The organism is Clostridium sp., from assembly GCF_018372875.1.
Lineage (GTDB): Bacteria > Bacillota > Clostridia > Clostridiales > Clostridiaceae > Clostridium.
On sequence record NZ_JAHAIF010000003.1, the window covers coordinates 20684 to 40662 of the forward strand.

17 protein-coding genes and 1 riboswitch are annotated in these 19979 nt (G+C 29.6%); all 17 genes read left to right on the forward strand.

Going from position 1 to position 19979, the window contains the following annotated elements; all coding sequences use genetic code 11:
• Positions 1-4: 4 nt before the first annotated feature.
• The 17 genes from KIB46_RS01840 to KIB46_RS01920 all read left to right on the forward strand — a co-directional run bounded on the left by KIB46_RS01840 (position 5) and on the right by KIB46_RS01920 (position 19955).
• Positions 5-1723 (forward strand): terminase TerL endonuclease subunit, encoded by a 1719-nt coding sequence (locus KIB46_RS01840; RefSeq protein ID WP_291670390.1) that lies wholly within the window; start codon positions 5-7, stop codon positions 1721-1723.
• 38 nt (positions 1724-1761) lie between these two features.
• Positions 1762-3054, forward strand: coding sequence for a phage portal protein (locus KIB46_RS01845; RefSeq protein WP_291670392.1), 1293 nt, complete (start codon positions 1762-1764; stop codon positions 3052-3054).
• Positions 3044-3691, forward strand: a complete 648-nt coding sequence (locus KIB46_RS01850; protein ID WP_291670393.1) for an HK97 family phage prohead protease — start codon at positions 3044-3046, stop codon at positions 3689-3691. Before KIB46_RS01845 ends, KIB46_RS01850 begins: the two co-directional genes overlap by 11 nt.
• A gap of 78 nt (positions 3692-3769) precedes the next feature.
• Positions 3770-4903 (forward strand): phage major capsid protein, encoded by a 1134-nt coding sequence (locus KIB46_RS01855; RefSeq protein WP_291670396.1) that lies wholly within the window; start codon positions 3770-3772, stop codon positions 4901-4903.
• Positions 4904-4969: 66 nt separating this feature from the next.
• A complete protein-coding gene (locus tag KIB46_RS01860) occupies positions 4970-5281 on the forward strand; it encodes a head-tail connector protein (RefSeq protein WP_291670398.1) in 312 nt (103 codons plus the stop codon).
• Positions 5282-5293: 12 nt separating this feature from the next.
• Positions 5294-5626: a phage head closure protein gene (locus tag KIB46_RS01865; RefSeq protein ID WP_291670399.1), complete on the forward strand. Its 333-nt coding sequence runs from the start codon at positions 5294-5296 to the stop codon at positions 5624-5626.
• A complete protein-coding gene (locus KIB46_RS01870) occupies positions 5626-6048 on the forward strand; it encodes a hypothetical protein (RefSeq protein ID WP_291670402.1) in 423 nt (140 codons plus the stop codon). Before KIB46_RS01865 ends, KIB46_RS01870 begins: the two co-directional genes overlap by 1 nt.
• A gap of 10 nt (positions 6049-6058) precedes the next feature.
• On the forward strand, positions 6059-6385 hold the full coding sequence (locus tag KIB46_RS01875; RefSeq protein ID WP_291670403.1) for a hypothetical protein: 327 nt from the start codon (positions 6059-6061) through the stop codon (positions 6383-6385).
• A gap of 16 nt (positions 6386-6401) precedes the next feature.
• A complete protein-coding gene (locus tag KIB46_RS01880) occupies positions 6402-7007 on the forward strand; it encodes a major tail protein (RefSeq protein ID WP_291670405.1) in 606 nt (201 codons plus the stop codon).
• A gap of 78 nt (positions 7008-7085) precedes the next feature.
• The gene (locus KIB46_RS01885; protein ID WP_291670407.1) at positions 7086-7421 is read left to right on the forward strand and encodes a hypothetical protein; all 336 of its coding nucleotides are present in this window, start codon (positions 7086-7088) and stop codon (positions 7419-7421) included.
• 311 nt (positions 7422-7732) lie between these two features.
• The gene (locus KIB46_RS01890; protein WP_291670409.1) at positions 7733-10369 is read left to right on the forward strand and encodes a hypothetical protein; all 2637 of its coding nucleotides are present in this window, start codon (positions 7733-7735) and stop codon (positions 10367-10369) included.
• Positions 10370-10462: 93 nt separating this feature from the next.
• Positions 10463-11329, forward strand: a complete 867-nt coding sequence (locus tag KIB46_RS01895; RefSeq protein ID WP_291670410.1) for a hypothetical protein — start codon at positions 10463-10465, stop codon at positions 11327-11329.
• Positions 11330-11569: 240 nt separating this feature from the next.
• Positions 11570-12013 carry a hypothetical protein gene (locus tag KIB46_RS01900; protein ID WP_291670412.1) on the forward strand — a complete coding sequence of 148 codons (444 nt, stop codon included), beginning with the start codon at positions 11570-11572 and terminating at the stop codon, positions 12011-12013.
• 465 nt (positions 12014-12478) lie between these two features.
• Positions 12479-13339, forward strand: a complete 861-nt coding sequence (locus KIB46_RS01905) for a M15 family metallopeptidase (protein ID WP_291670414.1) — start codon at positions 12479-12481, stop codon at positions 13337-13339.
• 84 nt (positions 13340-13423) lie between these two features.
• Complete coding sequence (locus KIB46_RS01910) at positions 13424-13915, forward strand: hypothetical protein (RefSeq protein WP_156561238.1); 492 nt, start codon at positions 13424-13426, stop codon at positions 13913-13915.
• Positions 13916-14043: 128 nt separating this feature from the next.
• Positions 14044-14289, forward strand: coding sequence for a hypothetical protein (locus KIB46_RS01915; protein ID WP_291670417.1), 246 nt, complete (start codon positions 14044-14046; stop codon positions 14287-14289).
• Positions 14290-14458: 169 nt separating this feature from the next.
• A riboswitch (cyclic di-GMP riboswitch) is annotated at positions 14459-14543 on the forward strand.
• A gap of 312 nt (positions 14544-14855) precedes the next feature.
• Entirely contained in the window at positions 14856-19955 is a 5100-nt protein-coding gene (locus KIB46_RS01920; RefSeq protein ID WP_291670419.1) for a M60 family metallopeptidase, read from the forward strand.
• Positions 19956-19979: the final 24 nt, after the last annotated feature.

The following is a 19979-nucleotide window of genomic DNA, read 5'->3' on the forward strand; positions in this document are numbered from 1 at the left end:
ATTAATGACTTTAGAAGAATTTAAATTATCACCAGCTTATCTTTATGCCTTGTGGGTTTGTGAACCTGAAAATAGATGTGTTAATAAGTACATTAGGATTCTATGTGCTAATTTCATCTATGAAATAAATAATCAAGATAAGATTGAATATATCTTCGATTTGAAAATGGCTGCGAAAATAATGAAGCTAATGATGTTGATTAGGTTCGCTACGGGAGCAGTTGCTGGAAAGACTTTATATGAAAGTTGTGTAGGCTACCAATATTTCTTGGTGCTTAATATATTCTGCTGGAAAGAGAAATCTAATTTCAATAAGAGAAGATATGAAGTTTGCTTATTATGGATAGCTAGAAAGAACAGTAAATCAGTAAATTCAGGTTTGTTTATGATATTGCTGATGTTGTTAGAACCACAATATTCAGAGTTTTATCTATGTGCAAATACTAGAGAACAAGCAAAGATTGTATTTAATGAAACATCTAAGCTTATTAATAGTTCACCAGCTATAAAGAAGCATTTTAATATTAAAAGAGATGTGATTGAGTGTAAGCTTAACAATAATACTCTTAAGGCTTTATCCAGTGATTATAATACAACAGATGGTTTAAGAGTTTCAGGAGCTTGTATTGATGAATGTGGAGCTTCTAAGGATGGTATGCTAATAGAATCTATGGCTTCAGGAATGTTAAGTGTAGAAAATAGATTATTAATCTTAATTTCAACTTCTTATCCCAATACTACGAATCCATTTCTAGAGTGGACTTCATATGCTCAGAGGGTATTGGATGGGGTTACAGAAGATAAGAAACTATTTGCTATGTTATATAGTCTAGATGAACAAGACTTAAAATCTGCAGAAGAGAATTGTCTAACAGTTGAGCAAATAATGAAAGCTAATCCATTACAAGCTACATTAGATTCAGGAAGAGAATATCTTGAATCAGAATATAAGAAAGCACTAGATATTGGTGGAGCTAAGTTAACTTCATTTAAAACCAAGCATTTAAATATTTGGTTAAGTGGTTCAATAGGTGAAGAATATATAAATCTTCAAGACCTACAGAAGTGCAAGATAGAAAAAGATAGTTTTAACTTCTATGGAAAGAAAGTATTTTGTGGGTTTGATATGGCTCGTACTGGAGATAATACAAGCTTTAGTATCATCTGCTATGAAGATGGAGAAGTATATTCAAAGAATTTTGCTTTTTATCCAGCAGATAAGACCGAGCAAAAGACTAGAGAAGAAAAAGTAAATTACTATGAAATGGATGCTAAAGAGTATTCAGTTCCAGTTGGAGATATCTTTGTTGATATCAAAGAGATATTTGAATTTATCTTAAAGATAAAAGAAGAGTATCAATTAGATATTGAGCTTTTTGGATATGACCAAAGAGATATGACAGGATTAGCTCAGATGTTAGACAATGCTGGAATACCTACAGTAGCAATCCCTCAGCATAGTAAATATCTTGGACAACCTATTAAAATGCTAGAGCAGTATATTCTACAAGGTAGATTCTTCTATGAAGAGAATGACCTTCTAGAAATCAACTTTAGCAATTGTAAATGTACTTATGATACTAATAATATTAAGTATATTAATAAAAAGAAATCAAAATCTACAAAGATAGATATGGTATTTTCTTTATTGAATGCACTGTATCTATTAAATAATAAGTTGATAAATGAACTTGAAGATGAATTTTGTTTTCAAGTCTTTTAGCATATAAAAATTTAAGAAAGGAGGAAGTATTTTTTATTATGGGAATTTTCAATTTTAGTTTTAATAAAAGAGAAGCTTCAAATAGTGACTTGGTAATTGATAAAACTGAGAAAGAGTTAAGAGATGTGCTTCTTGGTAATAGTGTAAAACCTGAGATAGTAGTTACTAGAGATAATGTGATGCAAATACCTACATTAGCTTCAGGAGTTAATATGATTTCAAGGTTGATAGCTAGTTTACCAATTAAAATGTATGAAATAGTTGATGGAGAAGTAAATGAAATTACTGATGATAATAGATTAAAACTATTAAATCTTCAAGCAGAGAAAACTATGTCAGCTTATCATATGAAGGAATCGCTTATAAAAGATTACTTATTAGATGGTAATGGATTTGTCTATATAAAAAAGAAACCAAATAGAAATGTAATTGAATCTTTACATTATGTAGATAGAAGTCAAATAGGTTTTCTTTCAAATCTTAATCCTATAGAAAAGGATATAAAGATAACAGTTGGAACTTGTGGAAGTTATGAAGTTTATGACTTTATAAATCTTTGTCAAAATTCTAAAGATGGAATACAAGGAAAAGGTTTAATAGCCAATAACTCAGAGTTATTATCTACAATGCTAACTAGTATGAAAAGAGAAAAGAGTATTAGTTACTCAGGTGGAGTAAATCGTGGAGTTCTTAAATCTCCAAAGCCACTATCAGAGGAAGCTATGAGAGCATTAAAGAGTGCTTGGGAAGAACTTTATTCCGATAACAATAATGCTATGATTTTAGCAAATGGTATGGATTTTGTTACTGTATCTCAAAGTTCTAAAGATATGGAACTTTATAATAATAAGAGAGCGAACAGTGAGCTTATTACAGAGATATTAAATATACCAAAATCTATAATGGATGGCACTGCTTCAGATGAAGTATTTAATAACTTTGTTAAGACAACTATTAATCCTATTTTATCCCAATTAGAGATTGCTTTAAACAATAGTTTATTGTTTGAATCTGAAAAGGGAAAGATTTTCTTTGATATAGATACAGATGAACTATTGAAATCCGACCTTGAGAAAAGAATGAAGAGTTATGAAATTGCATTAAGTAATGGAATTCTTTCTATTGATGAAGTTAGAAAGAAAGAAAACTTAAAGCGAATACCTAATATTGGTGGATTAGTGAAATTATCATTAGCTGATACTCTTTATAATCCTGATACTAATACAGTATTCAATATCAATAGTTCTACCGAGACAAATTTAGATGAAACTGAAGAAACTCCTATTAAAGATACTCCTACTGAAGAAGGAGGACAAGCTATTGAAAATTGAGATTAGAGAAAATGGCTTAAATCTAGAAGGTTACATTAATGTAAGTGAAAGACCTTCAAAACCTTTAAGGGATTCAGAAGGGCAATTTATAGAAGTTGTTCGTGAAGGTGTTATGGGGAGAGCTATTCAAAGAAGAAACATAAAACTTCTATTTAATCATGATTGGAATAGAGAACTAGGAGATACAAACTCTAATTTACAACTACAAGAAGATTCAATTGGATTAAGATTTAGAGCTTTTATAACTGATTCTGAGGTTATAGAAAAGGCTAAAAGAGGATTACTTAAAGGGTGTAGTTTTGGATTTAGAGCTTTAAAACAAACAAAAGAAAATGTCAACGGTGTATGTAAAAGATACCTAGAAGATATTGAGCTATTTGAAGTTTCTATTTTAGATAGAGAAGCAGCTTATAGTGGATGTTTAGCTGAAATTAGAAGCTTAGAAGATGAAGATTTAGAGGTAAGAGAAATACCTTTAGAGATTCAAGAAACTACTGAAGAAGAAATAGTTGAAGAAAATGTAGAAGATACAGAAGTAACAACTGAAGATGAAGTAGAAGAAGAAATTGTTGAGCAAAACTTAGGTTTAATTGAAAACTATAGTTTATGGTTATGGTTACAAAAGAATAAGAAATAGAAAGCACTTAGTTAATAAAGAACTAGGTGCTTTTTTGATGCAAAAAATTAAAAAAAACATAGGAGGAAAGCTTGTTTTATGAAGCACTTAATTGAAAAAAGAAATTCAGCTTTAGCAAGAATTGAAGAAATTTTAGCTCTAGTTGAAGAAGAAAAAAGACCTTTAACTGATGAAGAAAAAGCAGAACTAGAAGCTTTAAAAGCAGAAGTTGAAGAGATAAATTCACAAGAAAAAATGGTTGAAGAAGCTAGAGCTTTAGAACCAGTAAAAGAAACTCAAGAAGAAATAAATAAAAGTGAGGTAACAGAAGTTATGGAAAAGAGAGAATTACAATTACAAGAAGAAAGAGCATTTGAAAATGCAATAAGAAATGGAGAAATCAGAAACCTACAAGCTGGAGATAATGGCTCATTAATTCCTGAAACTGTATCAGAAAGAATAGTAGCAAAAGTTAAAGAAATATCTCCATTATTAGCTGAATGTCAAATGGTAAATGTTAAAGGTAACTACAGAGTTATCAAAGAAACATCAGCTACAGAAGCTAACTATGTAGAAGAAGGTTCAGCATTTACTGGAGCAGATACAACTTTCGAAGCAGTAGTATTAAAGAGCTATGTAATAGGAGCTTTAGTTAAAGTATCAAACTCTTTAATCAACAACACTGAATTAGACATAATTGGTTATGTTGTAGATAGACTTGCAAGAGCTATAGCTGAGAAGTTAGAAAAAGAAATCTTAGTTGGAACAGTTGGTAAAATAGCTGGTATCAGCACTACTAATAACATTGTAAATTGTGCTGGTGATGATATTGCTATAGATGACCTTATAGACTTACAAAATGCAGTATATGCTAGACCTGAAGAAACTATGTTTATAGTATCAAGAGAAACATTTGGTAAAATCAGAAAGATGAAGGATGCAGTTGGACAACCATATCTATGTGCAGATGCTTCAAGAGGGTTTGCTAATACTTTATTTGGTGCAAGAGTAGTAGTATCAGATATGTTAACTGGTGAAGCTCTAGGTTACTTAGTAGACCCAAAAGCAGTTGTAGTTAAATTTGCTAAAGAAGTAGAAGTAAAAGTATTAAATGAAAAGTTTGCAGATGTATATGCTACTGGGGTAATTGGTTATGTTGAAGCTGATGCTACTATAGAAAATGACCAAAAGTGTGCAGTATTAAAAGCTAAAGCTTCTATGAGAAGAAAATAGTATTGAAATATGAGAAGGAAGTTTAGGTACTTCCTTCTTTAGGTTAAAAAGGAGGTAGTTTAGGTTATGAATGATACTAAGGCTACTATTGAAAAGTTTGAGATTGACTTAAACGAACTCAAAGAATTTTTAAATATCTATGATAATTCTGATGATACTTTACTAAACTCATTAGTGTTTGCTGGAAAGCAGTATATAAAAGATTATACTGGATTAACTGAAGAAGAAATGGTTGAAAAGAAAGAAAGCTTAAAAATTGCTTTATTCTTAATAGTAAGTGATTTATATGATAATAGAGGACAACAATCACTACAAAATAAACGAAACACTATGCTTACAAGTATATTAGATATGTATTGTAAGAACTATCTTCATTAGGAGGTACTTGATATGTTTTCAATGAGTGCTGGAGAGTTCAGGCATAAGATAACAATATTAAGACCTACTATTGGTAAAGATGAAGACAATATACCAGCAGAGAAGTTGGAAGAGTTATTTATAACTAAAGCTAAGGTTACAAATGTAAGAGGTAGTGAGCTTAGAGTTGGTGATGGCAATGTCTATAAACAAGAAAAGAGAGTTCATTTTAGAGTAGTAAGAAATAAGCCTATAAAGCAAAATGATGTTGTATTGTTCAATGGTCAAAAGTTTAATATTACTTATGTAAACAATATTGAAGAAATGAATAGATACTATGAAATCAAAATGGAGCTTGTTGAATAATGAGTTTAGAGTTTGATGGATGGGAAGATATTCAAAAGACAATAGATTCATTAGGTGATGTAGGAAAGAAAATTAATACTACTGCATTTAAGAACTCACTTAAAGAAGGATTGAAGATAGTACAAGATAAAGCACCTAAGGCAAAAGATGGTTCTACAAATGGAGCTGAAAAGCTTAGAGTTGGTAAAATTAAGAGATATAAATCAGGTTCTATATGGGGTGGAATTGGTATTGATAAGACCAATTGGGAAGCGACAAAACACTTATATTTTCATCATTATGGATATGAACATTATAAGAATGGCAAAAGAATCACTCCACATACTGGCTGGATGGATGAAGCAACCAAAGCAAGTGAAGAAGTTGTATTAGGTAGTTTAGAAAAGAATGTCTTAGAAGAATTAGATAAGATATTGAAATAAGGTGATACTTATGGAAGAAAAATTAATAAGAGCTTTAGAAGTTACTGGATTGCCAGTGTATGCACTAGAGCGACCTGAAACAATAAAGAATTGTATAGTTTATAAGTATTCAGAAGCAAATGAGTCATACTCAGATGATGAAGCAGATGTAGAAAAATATACAATCTATGTAAATCTATATTGTGAATCAGGGTTAAATAAATATAAAAATTTAATAAAACAATCAATGAAAAGTGAAGGTTTTGGATTAGAGTACATAGCTCCAGCTCATAAGAGTAAAGAGTTAGCTACTATTCAACAAGCCTTCACTTTTTATTATGTACAAAAAAATATATAAAGCGAGGTAAAAAATTATGGCTAATAGAGTAGTTGGATTAAAAAATATCCATATTGCAAAACTAGGTTCTAATGGTCAATATGAAGCACCAATAAAACTAGTTGGAGCTAAGTCAGTTAAGACTACAAACGAAAGTTCAGAAGTAGCTTTTTATAGCGATGATGTTTTAGATGTATATCAAAATGCTTTAAGTGCAATGTCAATAGAAGTTGAAATGGCTTACTTAACACCTGAGATAGAATCACTTTTAACTGGTAAAGAAATAACTTCAAATGGAGCAATGGTAACTGGAACTTCAGATACACAAGCTACAGTTTCATTTTTATATGAGATGTCTACACTAGAGAAACCAATAAGAAGATGTTTATATGAGGTAATTTTAACTAAATCAGAAAGTGAAGCAACTACTAAAACAGATTCAGTAGAAGAAAAGACAATTAAATTAGTAGGTAAGGCAAAGCCAAGAGCAATTGATGGAAAGTTTGATATAGTAATGGATGCTAATCATATTCCTGATGGAACTGATACACAATTCAAAGAAGCATTTGACAAATTCTTCACTGGTGTATTACTACCTAATGGAACTTTTTCACCAGCTCCAGTGGTATTAAAAAGTAAATAAATAAACATTAAAAGAATCACTCTTATTGGGTGGTTCTTTATTTTAAATTTGAATAGTTAGATTAAAGGAGATAAAAATATGGCAAGTTTTAACTTAAATAAGGTTGTTTTAGAATTAGAAATAGGTGAGGAAGATTATATAGCAACAGTAGATATAAAGACAGTTGCTCACTATAAAAAAGAAAATAAATCTTCATTCTTACAAGATATTCAAAAAGTAGGAGAAATGGATGAAGAAGTTATTATAAAGCTATTAGGTTCTATTGTTAGAAAGAGTGAAAAGAGTAATCCAGTAGGAGCTAAATTCTTTGAGCAATATAATCCACTAGCAGTAATTGAAATGTTTACTCCAGTATTAGTTGAGGTGCTAGGATTAAATATGCCTGAAGCAACAAATGAAACTGAAAAAAAGTAGATAATTCTAGCAAAGATGATATTGATTTAGATTATTTATATTATATTGCAACAACAATGTTGGGATGGACAGAAGAGCAATTTTATAGTTCTAGTCTAAAACATATTATGAAGCAGATTAATATTCATATGAAAGTTAATAATACTGATGCTAGAGATAGAGTTGAAAATAAAGAAACAAACAGTAATAAAAGGGCAGAAAATAGCCAAGTGTTTACTGTTTTAGATTAAATATAAAGAGAGGGAAAAAGGTTTCTTGATTGAAGCTTTTTTCCCTTATTTTTTTATTTTAAGAAAGGAGATAGAGATATTATGGCAGAACGTACTTTGCAAGTCAGAATTGGAGTTAATGCTGGTTCGGCAGAAAGTCAATTAAAGGCTCTAAATGTTAATATCAAAAATACAAAAAGTGAGTTTGATAAAGCTGGAGCTGGTATAAAGGACTTTGAAAAGACTACTGATGGAGCAAAAGCTAAGATTAGTGCTTTAGGTGACCAATTAAAGGCTCAAGCTCAAAAAGTAGAAATACTTAAGAAGCAAATAAAAGAAGCAGAAGAAGTATTAAAAACAAGTAACCAAGCTTATGAAAATCAAAAGCAAAAAGTAGCTGATTTAAACTCAAAATTAGAACAAGCTAAAAAGACTTATGGTGAAAATTCTAAGGAAGTAAAGGCTTTATCAAAAGAGCTTAAAGAAGCTGAAAAAAGTTTACAATCCAAAGAAAAAGCAGTTATATCAGCAGATAATAAATTAGTTAACTTGGGTACTCAACTTAACAATACTGAATCTGATATGAGAAAGCTTAAATCAGAAATTGAAGATACAGAACAATCATTAAAAACTATGAGCTTTGATAAAGTTGGAGAGAAACTTTCAAATGTAGGAAGTCAACTTACTTCAGTAGGAGATAAACTTAAAGGTTTTGGTACTAAGTTAATGATTGGAGTAACTGCACCATTATTAGGTGTAGCAAGTGCTGGTGTAGAATCTTTTTCTAATATAGGAGAAAGTTTAAATGTACTTGAATCAATCTATGGTGAAGCTACAAAGAAATTAGTAGGTTATAATGAAGAACTAGTTAATTCTCATGGTTTAAGTGAGGAAGCTTATTATAAATCAATGAGTTCATTTGGAGCAATGCTTCAAGGAAATACTAAAATTTCAAAAGAAGAATTATCAAAACTAACCGATACATTAGTTAAAAGAAGTTCGGATTTAACTTCATTCTTCAATGCCAATCAAGACAAGGTTCAAGAAGATATTCAAAGTATTTTAAAAGGAAACTATGCAGTTGCAGATAACTATGGTGTTCTGATGAATGTTGGAATATTAGAAGATTATGCTAGTAGCATAGGTAAGGTTTGGAAGGAACTTGACCAAGAAGAGAAGTCTTTAATGGGGGTTCAATATTTCTTAGAGAAAACTAATATTGCTTCAGGAGATTTTGAAAAAACTAATGATGGATGGGCAAATAGTATAAGAAGATTACAAGCAACACTTAAAAACTTATCTAAAATATTTGGTGAAGTATTACTACCTATTTTAGAACCATTACTATCTAAATTTACTGACTTTGTAACTAAGTTAGGAAAGATGGATGAAAAGACAAAGAAAACAGTTGTTATGTTTTCAGTAATTGCTATGATAATACCACCTATCATTGTGGTACTAGGAATATTAATTTCTTCAATAGGTTCTATTGTGGGAGCTTTTGGAGCATTATCAACTGCTATTGCAACTGCTGGAGGATTAGGAGCTTTCTTTACTGCTTCAATATTGCCAGTTATAGGAGTTATCTTAGGAGTTATAGGAGCAATAGTATTATTAGTAGAAGCAGTAAAGTCTAATTTTGAAGGGATTAAAGAAGCATTAGGAAATTTAAAAACTTCTTTTGATGAAAATTTAGCACCTATGAAAGATGCCTTTATGGGTGTATGGCAAAGTATGCAAGAAGCTTATACTAATATTATTCAACCACTATTTATGGCTCTAGGTGAGTTCATACAAGTTGTTATACAGTTCATAGCTGATATAATGCCTGGAATTTCAACTGCATTTCAAATTGTATGTGATGTATTAAAAACTATTTGGGAGTCAGTAGGAGCACCAGTTTTCGAATTTATTGTTGAAGTTGTGGGAATGGTTGTTGAGTGGTTTAAGCAATATGCACCACAAATTGCAGAAGTATTCAATTCAGTAATGGATTCAATGAAAAGATTTTGGGATAATGTTGGTAAACCATTATGGGATATTATTAAAGTGATTATTGAAGGTGTAATTAATGCTCTAAGACCTATAATATCTTCACTATTAAAAACTTGTGGTACTGTTTTTGAAGGTATTAAAAGTGTGTGGGATAATGTCTTAAAACCAGTATGGGATGCAATTGTAGAAGTTGTTGGATGGGTACTGGAGAAAGTAAAACCACATATGGATACTTTTAAGAGTTGTATTGAGGGAGCTATGAATTTTGTGCTTAAACCTATTCAATGGGTAATTGATAAGTTTGAAACTTTATTTGGATGGATTGGTAAAGTAGGAGGTAAGGTTGGTGGATTCTTAAGTAAGTTTAATCCATTTAAAAGTAAGAGTTTAGACCTAGGAGTTAGCATAGATACTTCAGGGGTTCAAGAATTTAATAATATGGCTTTAAGTGGTCAATATTATAATTCTAGAACTCCAAGAGCTGGTGAAGTTAATGATTTTATTAGTAGAAAAAGTAATAAAGTAGAAGATGATTCAACAAAAGAATTATTAGCTTCTATGAATACTCAAAATAGAATTTTAACCAAGATGTTGGAAGCTTTAGTAGCAGAGAGAACTACAGTTGTAGATAATACTATTAATTTAGATGGTAGAGCCATAGCAAAGGGAACTGCAAGATTTATGGAAAAAGAAATTAGTAATCTAAACAAGAGAACTAATAGGTTAAGTGGATTAGCTTATTAATCATTGAGGGATATATGACTAAAATGTTATATATCCCTTATTTTTTACCATATTATGTTATAATTGGATTAGTAATTTTTTAGGGGTGATACAATGAAAGAGAAGTGGTTATACGATATGACTGATGCAGAAAATGCAATGAAGTCATTAAGTAAATTCTTAAACATAGGAAAAAGAGAATTATTCAGATTTATGTTTACAAGAGCTAATGAAGATATTATAGATTATGATAAATTTTATGAAGAACTTATTGAGGAATTTGATATAGATATAGACAAGCTATCTATTGATAATATTGAGATTAAATCTATTCATGTAACTACTGGAAGTGACAATGGATATTCGATAAAAGAAAAAGGATTATTGAATCTTCAAGAAGCATTGACACAAGATACACCATTAAGAAATTTTTTACTTAAAAGAGATATAAGAATTGATGTTGAAAATAAATTGCTCTACTTTAGAGATAAGAAATTACTTATAGTAGATGATACAAGTGGTCACAAAGATAATAAAAATTATGTTTATAATAAGTTGTATAAGGATTGTGAAGTTAATGGATTTGCTTGTGATGAAGCACCATTAGAATATGGAGGGGATGTAGCTAATAGACCTGAGTTTTTTTATAATCTTGGTATAATGTTAAGATATAGAACTCTTGAAGAAGAGTGGAAGATGGAGAATAGACAATGTTATATAGTTGAATATAAATATCCACATGAAAAGTTAGCATGGTTCACACTAATTTTAAATAATGAAGATGAAGATGAAATAGAAGAAGATAGGGAATGTTATGTTAAAGCATGGCTCATAAGACAATCTATGACAGTATTAGTATATGATATCAAGAGATGGGGAAAGCCTGAGATAATATCTTATTTAAAACTAAGTGAAAATATACCAAGTCATGACATTATAAATGTTATAGATGCAACTGAAGAACGAGATAGCTTAAGATAGTCAATGACTATCTTTTTTTGTGCAATTATATAAATTTTTAAACTTGAATAACTTAAAAAAGTATAAATACTAAAGCAAAGAATTTCTAGAAATTTAAAAATCAACAGAGAGCCTTTAAAGCAAGTGTTTACCTAGTATTCACCTAATTAAAACTTGGATTTCATTGATGATTTGCTTTACACATAGAAGATGTTTATACGGATAATATCAAAAAGAAAGTTTTTAGGAGGAACTAGGTTTATGAATATTAAAAATAAACATGGATTAGCTAAAAAGACTAAGTTATATGGAAGATGGGTTATGATGAAGCAACGTTGCTATAATCCAAATAATAAAGATTATTATAATTATGGTGATAGGGGTATAAAAGTATGTGATGAATGGAGAAATAGCTATTTGAACTTTCATAACTGGGCATATGATAATGGGTATAATGATATTCTAAGTATTGATAGAATTGATGTAAATGGTAACTATTCACCTCAGAATTGCAGATGGGTAGATAATAACATACAAGCAAACAACAAGTCTTGTACTATTTATATAGATTATGAAGGTAAGCGTGTTACATTGACTGAATTGAGTGATATTACTGGTATAAAAAGAGAAACATTAGAAATGAGATACATTAGAGGAGATAGAGGAAAAAGACTTTATAGACCAGTTAGAAAAAGAGCAAGTTAAATATTATAAGTATTGACAAAATGTAAATAAAAGTATACTATTACACCAATAAATATTTTTTGTCTAAACCTATCAATTTAGAAGAAAATACATGTTGTAATATTTTAACAAATGGCTTGAATACTATCTTTGAATAGTGTTGACTTATACAAGAAAACCTACCAATTCGGAATTTATAGCAATTATAGCTGATAAATTAAGATTAAAGAATAAAGTATCTTAATTGCGCTATGACAAGTTTTAAAGTGAAATAATCTTTATAATTTAGTAGCAATAAATATAAATTTATATGATTAATAAAGACATCAACTAATCAGTTGTTAAAAACTGATTAGAAGGTGTCTTTTTTAACTAAAAATTTTAAGAAAATCCTAAGATATTGCTAAGATTAATATAAGTTTCCATAAATTAATAATAAGAACTTATTGATAAATTTAAATAGTACTTAATTTGTTGGAGGTTTATATGAAAAAAATTAAATATATAATATTAATTACGCTAGCAATAATAATTATTATGATAGCTTATACAGCTATAAAAAGACCTGATATTAAATATGGAATTATGACTTTATTTGATAAAAGACAAAGTATTACACTAGAAGAACTTGATATTGTAACACAGAAGGTAGATATATCAGATATAGAGGAAGGAAAATATAATAATATAAAGTATACCAACAATATGTGGCTTGTAAATAATGATAATAAGCTAGATTATAACAATAATTTGAATTTGGTAGAATTTAGAGATACAGATCTTTTTGTAAATAGAGAAGTGGTAGAGCCATTAGAATCCTTATTTAAGGCTTCAAAAGAGTATACGGAAGACAAGCTTTTAATTATGTCTACGTATAGAGATAAAAGCGAACAAGAAGATTTATATAAGGAGGATAGTTCTCTTGCAGCAAAGGTTGGTTATAGTGAGCATGAGACAGGACTGGCTTTAGATTTATATGTACATACATTAGCACAGAAGAACTTTATAAAGTCACAAGTAGGTAAGTGGGTTAATAGTAATGCTTACAAATATGGTTTTATAATAAGGTATCCTTTTTTAGAAAAGAGTAAGACAGGCTTTAATTATGAACCATGGCACATAAGGTATGTTGGGGTGCCTCATTCTAATATTATTTATAATAATAGATTAACCCTAGAAGAATATTACCATCTTTATGAAAAAGATAAATTCTATAAATGTGATGAATATATAATTTCATATCAATCTTCTCATAATAATTTTTTAGACATTCCAAAAGATTACAAAATCATAGAGATATCTAAGGATAATAAAGGAGGGTACATAATAACTTCAAAAATAAAATAAAAATTTAGAATAAATATATCACATATTATGTGAATTATACATAATATAAACTATAATTAAATTTTGTTTTTGGAGGATATCAGAATGTACAAAGAAGATTATGAATATAACAATAAATGTGAAGAAAAGTGTGAAGTTAATGTAAAAGAGGGTACTACAAAGTGCTATGATAAAGAATATGAAGTATGTGGCAAAAAGGAAGCTATTGTTAACAAGCATTACCATAACAATCACTTTACTAGATTCAATGATATTATGGTAACTGATTGTCACTTTGTTAAAAATTATGTTGAAGATTGTAACAGAGTTCATCATAAGGTAGAGACAATAGATTTAGGAACTAAGTATTTAGGATGTTCTACTATTGAAGAAAAGAAATGTGAATGGAAAGAACCTAAGTGTCATGAGTCAAAGTGTGAAGAATGGAAGAAGGAACCTAAGAAAGAATGTAAAAAAGAATCTAAGAAATATATAGATGTATCTGAATGGGAAAAGAAAGATGAAGATTGTGGTTATAACTACTGGTGTGATTGCAAAGAAGAGAAGAACGATAAGGATTATGACTGTTGGAACTAAACAGAAGGATTATTTTGTAGAGGAGGATATTTCTCCTCTTCTATGAAAATTAAATAACTATAGGTATATAGCTCAATTTAATTCTTTGAATTAATTTGAGCTAAATTTATATGAGAAAGGAAATTTATATGAAATATGAAGAATTAAAGAAAGAGGATGTAAAAGAGGATTGCTATATAGATATTCAAGGGGAAAAGAAAAATATAAAGATTAATCATTATCACAATAGATACTATGTAAATAATAATGATATTTTTATTACTGATTATGTAGATGAATGTGGAAAAGTAAAGTATAGGGATATAAAGGTTAAAAAGAATGGTTGCACACTTTATAAAGAAGAGTATTTAGGAAGTAAAATAGTATCTGAATAATAATTCAAGGAAAGAGGCCTAGAATAAAATCTAAGCCTCTTTTTTACAAAATATCACATTTTAGTGTAAGAATAGTGAATCTTTCCTAAATAATAAGAAGTATTTGTTAATAAAAGTTTAAAAAACTATTTCTAATTCAAGAAATTTATAGTAAAATATACGTGAAAACTATACATATTGGCAAATTTAGGGAAATCTAAAGACGCAAAGCTAAAGGAGCTAAGGTTTAATGACTATGCTAGCCAGTTGCTAAAGAATCATATTCTTTAATTTCATAATAATAAGTATTTAACAAAATATGAAATTATATAGCAACTATCCTTTAGAGGGTAGTTTTTTTTATTCTTTAGGAAATTATATATATTATTAAATTGTGGATAACTTCAACAATTTAGCGATATATTAGTTCATTTCTTCCTAAAGAATAAAAAACAAAATTATATGCGCCTGGTCTTTTGCTCACATACGTTTCCAAAAGCCAGAATGCGCTGAAAAAAATCGACGACTCGGCAGGCTCGTCTTGACGATTTTTTTATTTTAAATTATAACGATTGGAGGAAAATTTAGTGAAAAGAAAGGCTTTAGCTATTTTAATTGCTACTGTAATGGCAACTGAAATTATATCAACTCAAGCAGTATCTGTTTATGCCACAACAAAAAGTAGTAATGTAAGCATAAATAGCAGTTTACAAGGTACATTAGAAGTAAGATTAAAGTTTGATGTACCACTAAAACTTAGAAAAACAGAAGATACTAAATTAAATTTAAGCTTAAAATTAGGAGATCAAGAGGTACTTAAGGTTCCTGTTGGAAATAATGCTGAAGAACAGTATGTTGGAAATATATGTTATAAAACATCAGCATTAGATTATTATTTAGAGGAAGCTAATGATAGTGATGTGTATTATTACGATGCTGTTATTAACAATCTTCCAAAGGGTACATATACTTTAGAAATTAATGGAGAAGGTTTTGCTCCTTTAGTATTAAAAGAAAAAGTTGAAATAAAGGATTATTCAAAGAGAATTTATATAGGAAATGATAGAGAGGTTTCTTTAGTAGTAGACGTAGATGGTGATAATGTTACTACAGAGAAAGATTATAAATCCCTTTTAGAGAATATAGGGACAAGCAACTTATTATATGATTTAAACAGAGATGGTGTAGTTGATATTGCAGATCTAGCCATTGTTCATGAAGCTATGAATAATAATGAAGAGAAGAAGGAAAGTATATACGATACTTCTGCAATAATTGATCCATCAGAGGTTGTAATCCTTGAAGAGGAAAAGGTTGGTGTAATTCATGGTGAAATAAAGGATCTTTTTGAGGATTCTGAGGAAGGAATTACAATTGAACTAAGCGAAACTCCAGAAGTAGATGAAGATGGTGAAAAAGTATTTGGAAGATTCTCAATTGAAGTTCCTAAAATAAAGGCAGAAGAAGTAGTTGTTGATGTTAAAGGAATTACAGAAGGTACTATTTTAGTTGAAACTGAAGATGGTAGAGTTATTAAGCAAAAGATAAATAATAATGCAAGACTTGCTAGATCAACTGAGAATCCAGTATCAGATAAAGTAGTAATTAATTTAGAAAAACAAGTTGCAGTTAAAAAGATTACTATTAAGGTTAATGCTACAGATCCAACTAATACTAATCTTGCTCAAATAGGTAAGGTTGAATTCTTGAATGATGTATATCAAGAAGTTCCAAAGGCAGAAAGTACAGCTCCTACAATTTTAGAAGTAGAAACTGATGATGAAACAGTTAAGTTAAAATGGTTAGAACAAGTAAATATTGATGGATATGAAGTTTCTTATAAAACTAATACTGGTAAAGATACATCAGAAAAGTTAACTAAAGTTGGAGGGAATTCAATAGAATTATCAGAACTTGAAAACTTTGAAGAGTATGAAATAAAGGTAAGAAGTTATAGTGGTGAAACATGGAAGGGTGAATGGTCAAAAACAGTTAAAGCAACTCCAGCACCTAAAAAAGCACCAGATGCTCCAGAAAATATAAATATTGTTGGTGAATACAGACAACTTAATATATCTTGGAAAAAGATGAAGGGGGCAGAGGGATATAATCTGTTCTATAGAGCAAAGGGAGAAGAGAACTTTAATAAGGTTTCTAATATAACTGGCGTTTCTACTATATTAACTGGACTTGAAGATAATGTTACTTATGAGGTTTATTTAACTTCATATAATAGCTTTGGTGAAAGTGGTAAATCAAAAATGTACACAGGAACTACCCTTTCTTTAATAGCTCCAGAAATACCAAACTATAAGCTTTTAAATACAGTTAATGAAATAGGAGAGGTTACTAATCACATTGTAGATGTAACATATCCTAGAGGTGGAATAGATGGTAATCCTGTAACAGATAAAAATAAGTTTGCAATAGTAGATGGAGACTTTACATCTGCATGGTTACATAATGACTGGGATACTTCAATATATAGTAAATCAGCTCCAATAGTTGAATTTGATAATACATATGCAATGGATACTATAATGTTTTCTCCAAGATTTGATAAGCATACTAGAGAATTTTACAATTATGTAGTTAGATATTGGGATGAAGAAGGAAATGTTCATCAAATAGAAAATGAAGATATAAGAGCAACTAAAAAGGTTAGTAATGGAAAACCATATTATGTAGTGAAATTACCAGAAGCTATTAAGGCAAAGAAGGTTCAATTAAACTTAAGCGTATATGGTGGAGGAATACTAACAGTTTCAGAAATGAAATTCTATCATTATGATTCTATTGAGGATGATGTAAGAAACTTATTTAAGGATGATTTATTAATAGAATTAAATGATAATGTAACACAAGATAAAGTGAATGAACTAAGAGAAAGAGCTAATACTAGTGATGTAGTAAGTGGTGAGTATCATCCAAATCAATCTATTATACTAGATGAGCTTAAACTTGCAGAAGATATACTTAATGATGAAAACATAAGTAAAAATACATTTACAGTAAATCAAAATATAAGCAATAGTGGTAATAATTTAGGACTTTCAAATGATTATCAGGCTTTAGGATACACAGCAAAAGCTGGGGAAGAAATTGTTGTTTATGTTGGAACAGAAGGAAATGTATTACCTGAACTTGCATTTACTCAACATTATGGAGAAAGTGGAAAGTTTATTAATACAGTAAAGCTTAAAAAGGGTAAGAATGTACTACAAGTGCCTGCAATACATAATTTAGATGTAGAAAAGGGTGGAAGTATATATGTAAGATATCCAAATGGAAATCCTTCTAATAAAGAAATAAAAATAAGAATAAGTGGAGCTAAGGAAATTCCTCACTTAAATGTTTATGGAGACATAAATGATAGCAGTAAAGAAGGGGAAGTTAAGGAAAGTATCAGAGAATATATAAGAAGTTTAAAGGATCATGTTGATACTATGAAGGATGAGTATCCAAAGTTCTTTGCAAATAAGTCAGAGAATAAGTACAAATATGATGAAAAGACAAGCATCCTAAATACTACTGATATAGAAACAACTAAGGCTACTTTAAATTTACCTGCTTCAGCTATTTTAAATGGTATAACATCAGGTCTTAAAACAGAAGATGAACAAGTTGATAGATTATATGATAGCCTTCAAGCTCTAGAACAAATAATGGAGTTAATGTATGCTCAAAGAGGTGTAAGTGCAAATCCTGATTTCAATAATGATGGAAAGTTAGATGCATCAGAAAACAAGCATTTACAACCAAGAAGTAGAGTTAATATAAAATATCAAAGAATGTTTGCAGGAGCATTCATGTATGCATCAGGTCACCACGTTGGAATTGAATATGATTCAGCAAGTGGATTAGTTAATGGAAAGCCATATACATTTAATGAAGATGGAACTGTTAAAGAGTCAGGAGCATTATTTGGATGGGGAATTGCCCATGAAATTGGACACGTAACTGAAATGAATGGCTTAGGTAGAGCAGAGGTAACAAATAATGTTATTGCATTGCTTGCACAAACATTAGATGATAAGGCACCTTCAAGATTAGAAAGTTCAGATAAGTACACAGAAATATATGAGAAGGTAACATCTGAAACAATAGGTTTACCTGGAAATGTATTTACACAACTAGGAATGTTCTGGCAGTTACATTTAGCATATGATGAAAATCCAACATCAGTAATGCTTATAACTGATAGAGATAGTAATCCAACTAATGATTCTTTCTATGCAAGATTGTCTAAAAGAGCTAGAGAAGCTTCTGCAGAGGACTCTAAGTTATCTTATGAACAAAAGATTGTAAGATATGCATCAGATGTAGTTCAAAAAGACTTAACTGATTTCTTTAAGTCATGGGGAATAATTCCTTCAGAAGAAAATATAGCTTACATGGATGAAAATGGATATGAAAAAGAAGGTAGAAAGATTCAATATCTTAATGACAATGGAAGAAGACAAATCCTTGCGGGAGTTAAGTCAATGTCAAAGGATACAACTGTAGAGGCATCCTTATCATATGATGATAGCACTAAGTCAAAGAGTGTAGAATTAACACTTGGAACTAATAAAGACTCAGATAAAATATTAGGATATGAAATTTATAGAAATGGAAAAGTTATAGGCTTTACTACTGATTCTAACTTTACTGATTATGTTTCAGCTAATAATAGAGTATTTACATATGAAGTAGTAGCTTATGATTATCATTTAAATAAAACAGAAAAATTAACTCTTGATCCAATAAAGGTATCACATGATGGAAGTTTAACTAAAAACTTATGGGAAGTTGAAACTAATACGTCATCAAGTGAAGATGTTAATGACGAAAATAACACAACAGGACCAGTAGATAACCCAGCTATAAATAAGATTAAAGATAATAGTAATGATACAATATTTAAGGGTGATAGAACTAATAATCAAGATCCATATGTAATTGTGAATTTAAATGAAGTTCAAAATATTGTTGGATTAAGATATACAGCTGGTATTGAAGATGGAGCGTTATCAAATAATACAATTTCAAATTATCAAATATTTGTAAGTAAAGACAAAGAAAATTGGACTTTAGCTAACAGTGGTAAATTTGATTTAAGTGTAGATAAGAATTCAGAAACTGTATACTTTAATGAAGAAGGTTCTACAGGTGGTAAACAATTATGGTCACATGAAGCATCATACGTAAAAATTGTTGCTCCAAAGGCTAGTGGAATATCAATGGCAGAACTTGATATTATTGCACCTCCTGGAGATAATGTTGATTTAAAGGAATCTGGTGTAGGTACCCTTTCTGAAGACTTTATTTATGGAAAGAATGAAGGAGATATTATTCCAAAGGGATCAATTATATTTACAGGAGAATATAGAGGAAACCCAGCATTTAATGCAGTTCTTTTAAGAGATAAGAAAGATAATGTAATTGAAGGTGAACAAATTCTTCTTGCAGAAGTACCTGAAAATGGACACCTTGGAGAAATAAGTAGTGGAACATGGATATTCTACTTAACTCCAGATAAGCTAAATACATTGCCAAAGGAAATAAGAGCTGAATTATATAGAGTAAATGATGCTGAAACTCTAGAAGGTCAAAGATTAGTAAGTGATACTTTATATGTAAATATACCTGAGGTATTACCTGAAATAAAATTTGAAGGTGGAATAATTCCAGAAAACATGAGATAAATAAAGCTTTATATAGGAGGATAC

Bases quoted from the DNA above. Each gene is read 5' to 3' on its own strand.
- KIB46_RS01840 (WP_291670390.1), top strand. From the start codon at position 5: ATGACTTTAGAAGAATTTAAATTATCACCAGCTTATCTTTATGCCTTG.
- KIB46_RS01845 (WP_291670392.1), top strand. From the start codon at position 1,762: ATGGGAATTTTCAATTTTAGTTTTAATAAAAGAGAAGCTTCAAATAGT.
- KIB46_RS01855 (WP_291670396.1), top strand. From the start codon at position 3,770: ATGAAGCACTTAATTGAAAAAAGAAATTCAGCTTTAGCAAGAATTGAA.
- KIB46_RS01860 (WP_291670398.1), top strand. From the start codon at position 4,970: ATGAATGATACTAAGGCTACTATTGAAAAGTTTGAGATTGACTTAAAC.
- KIB46_RS01865 (WP_291670399.1), top strand. From the start codon at position 5,294: ATGTTTTCAATGAGTGCTGGAGAGTTCAGGCATAAGATAACAATATTA.
- KIB46_RS01870 (WP_291670402.1), top strand. From the start codon at position 5,626: ATGAGTTTAGAGTTTGATGGATGGGAAGATATTCAAAAGACAATAGAT.
- KIB46_RS01875 (WP_291670403.1), top strand. From the start codon at position 6,059: ATGGAAGAAAAATTAATAAGAGCTTTAGAAGTTACTGGATTGCCAGTG.
- KIB46_RS01880 (WP_291670405.1), top strand. From the start codon at position 6,402: ATGGCTAATAGAGTAGTTGGATTAAAAAATATCCATATTGCAAAACTA.
- KIB46_RS01885 (WP_291670407.1), top strand. From the start codon at position 7,086: ATGGCAAGTTTTAACTTAAATAAGGTTGTTTTAGAATTAGAAATAGGT.
- KIB46_RS01890 (WP_291670409.1), top strand. From the start codon at position 7,733: ATGGCAGAACGTACTTTGCAAGTCAGAATTGGAGTTAATGCTGGTTCG.
- KIB46_RS01895 (WP_291670410.1), top strand. From the start codon at position 10,463: ATGAAAGAGAAGTGGTTATACGATATGACTGATGCAGAAAATGCAATG.
- KIB46_RS01900 (WP_291670412.1), top strand. From the start codon at position 11,570: ATGAATATTAAAAATAAACATGGATTAGCTAAAAAGACTAAGTTATAT.
- KIB46_RS01905 (WP_291670414.1), top strand. From the start codon at position 12,479: ATGAAAAAAATTAAATATATAATATTAATTACGCTAGCAATAATAATT.
- KIB46_RS01910 (WP_156561238.1), top strand. From the start codon at position 13,424: ATGTACAAAGAAGATTATGAATATAACAATAAATGTGAAGAAAAGTGT.
- KIB46_RS01915 (WP_291670417.1), top strand. From the start codon at position 14,044: ATGAAATATGAAGAATTAAAGAAAGAGGATGTAAAAGAGGATTGCTAT.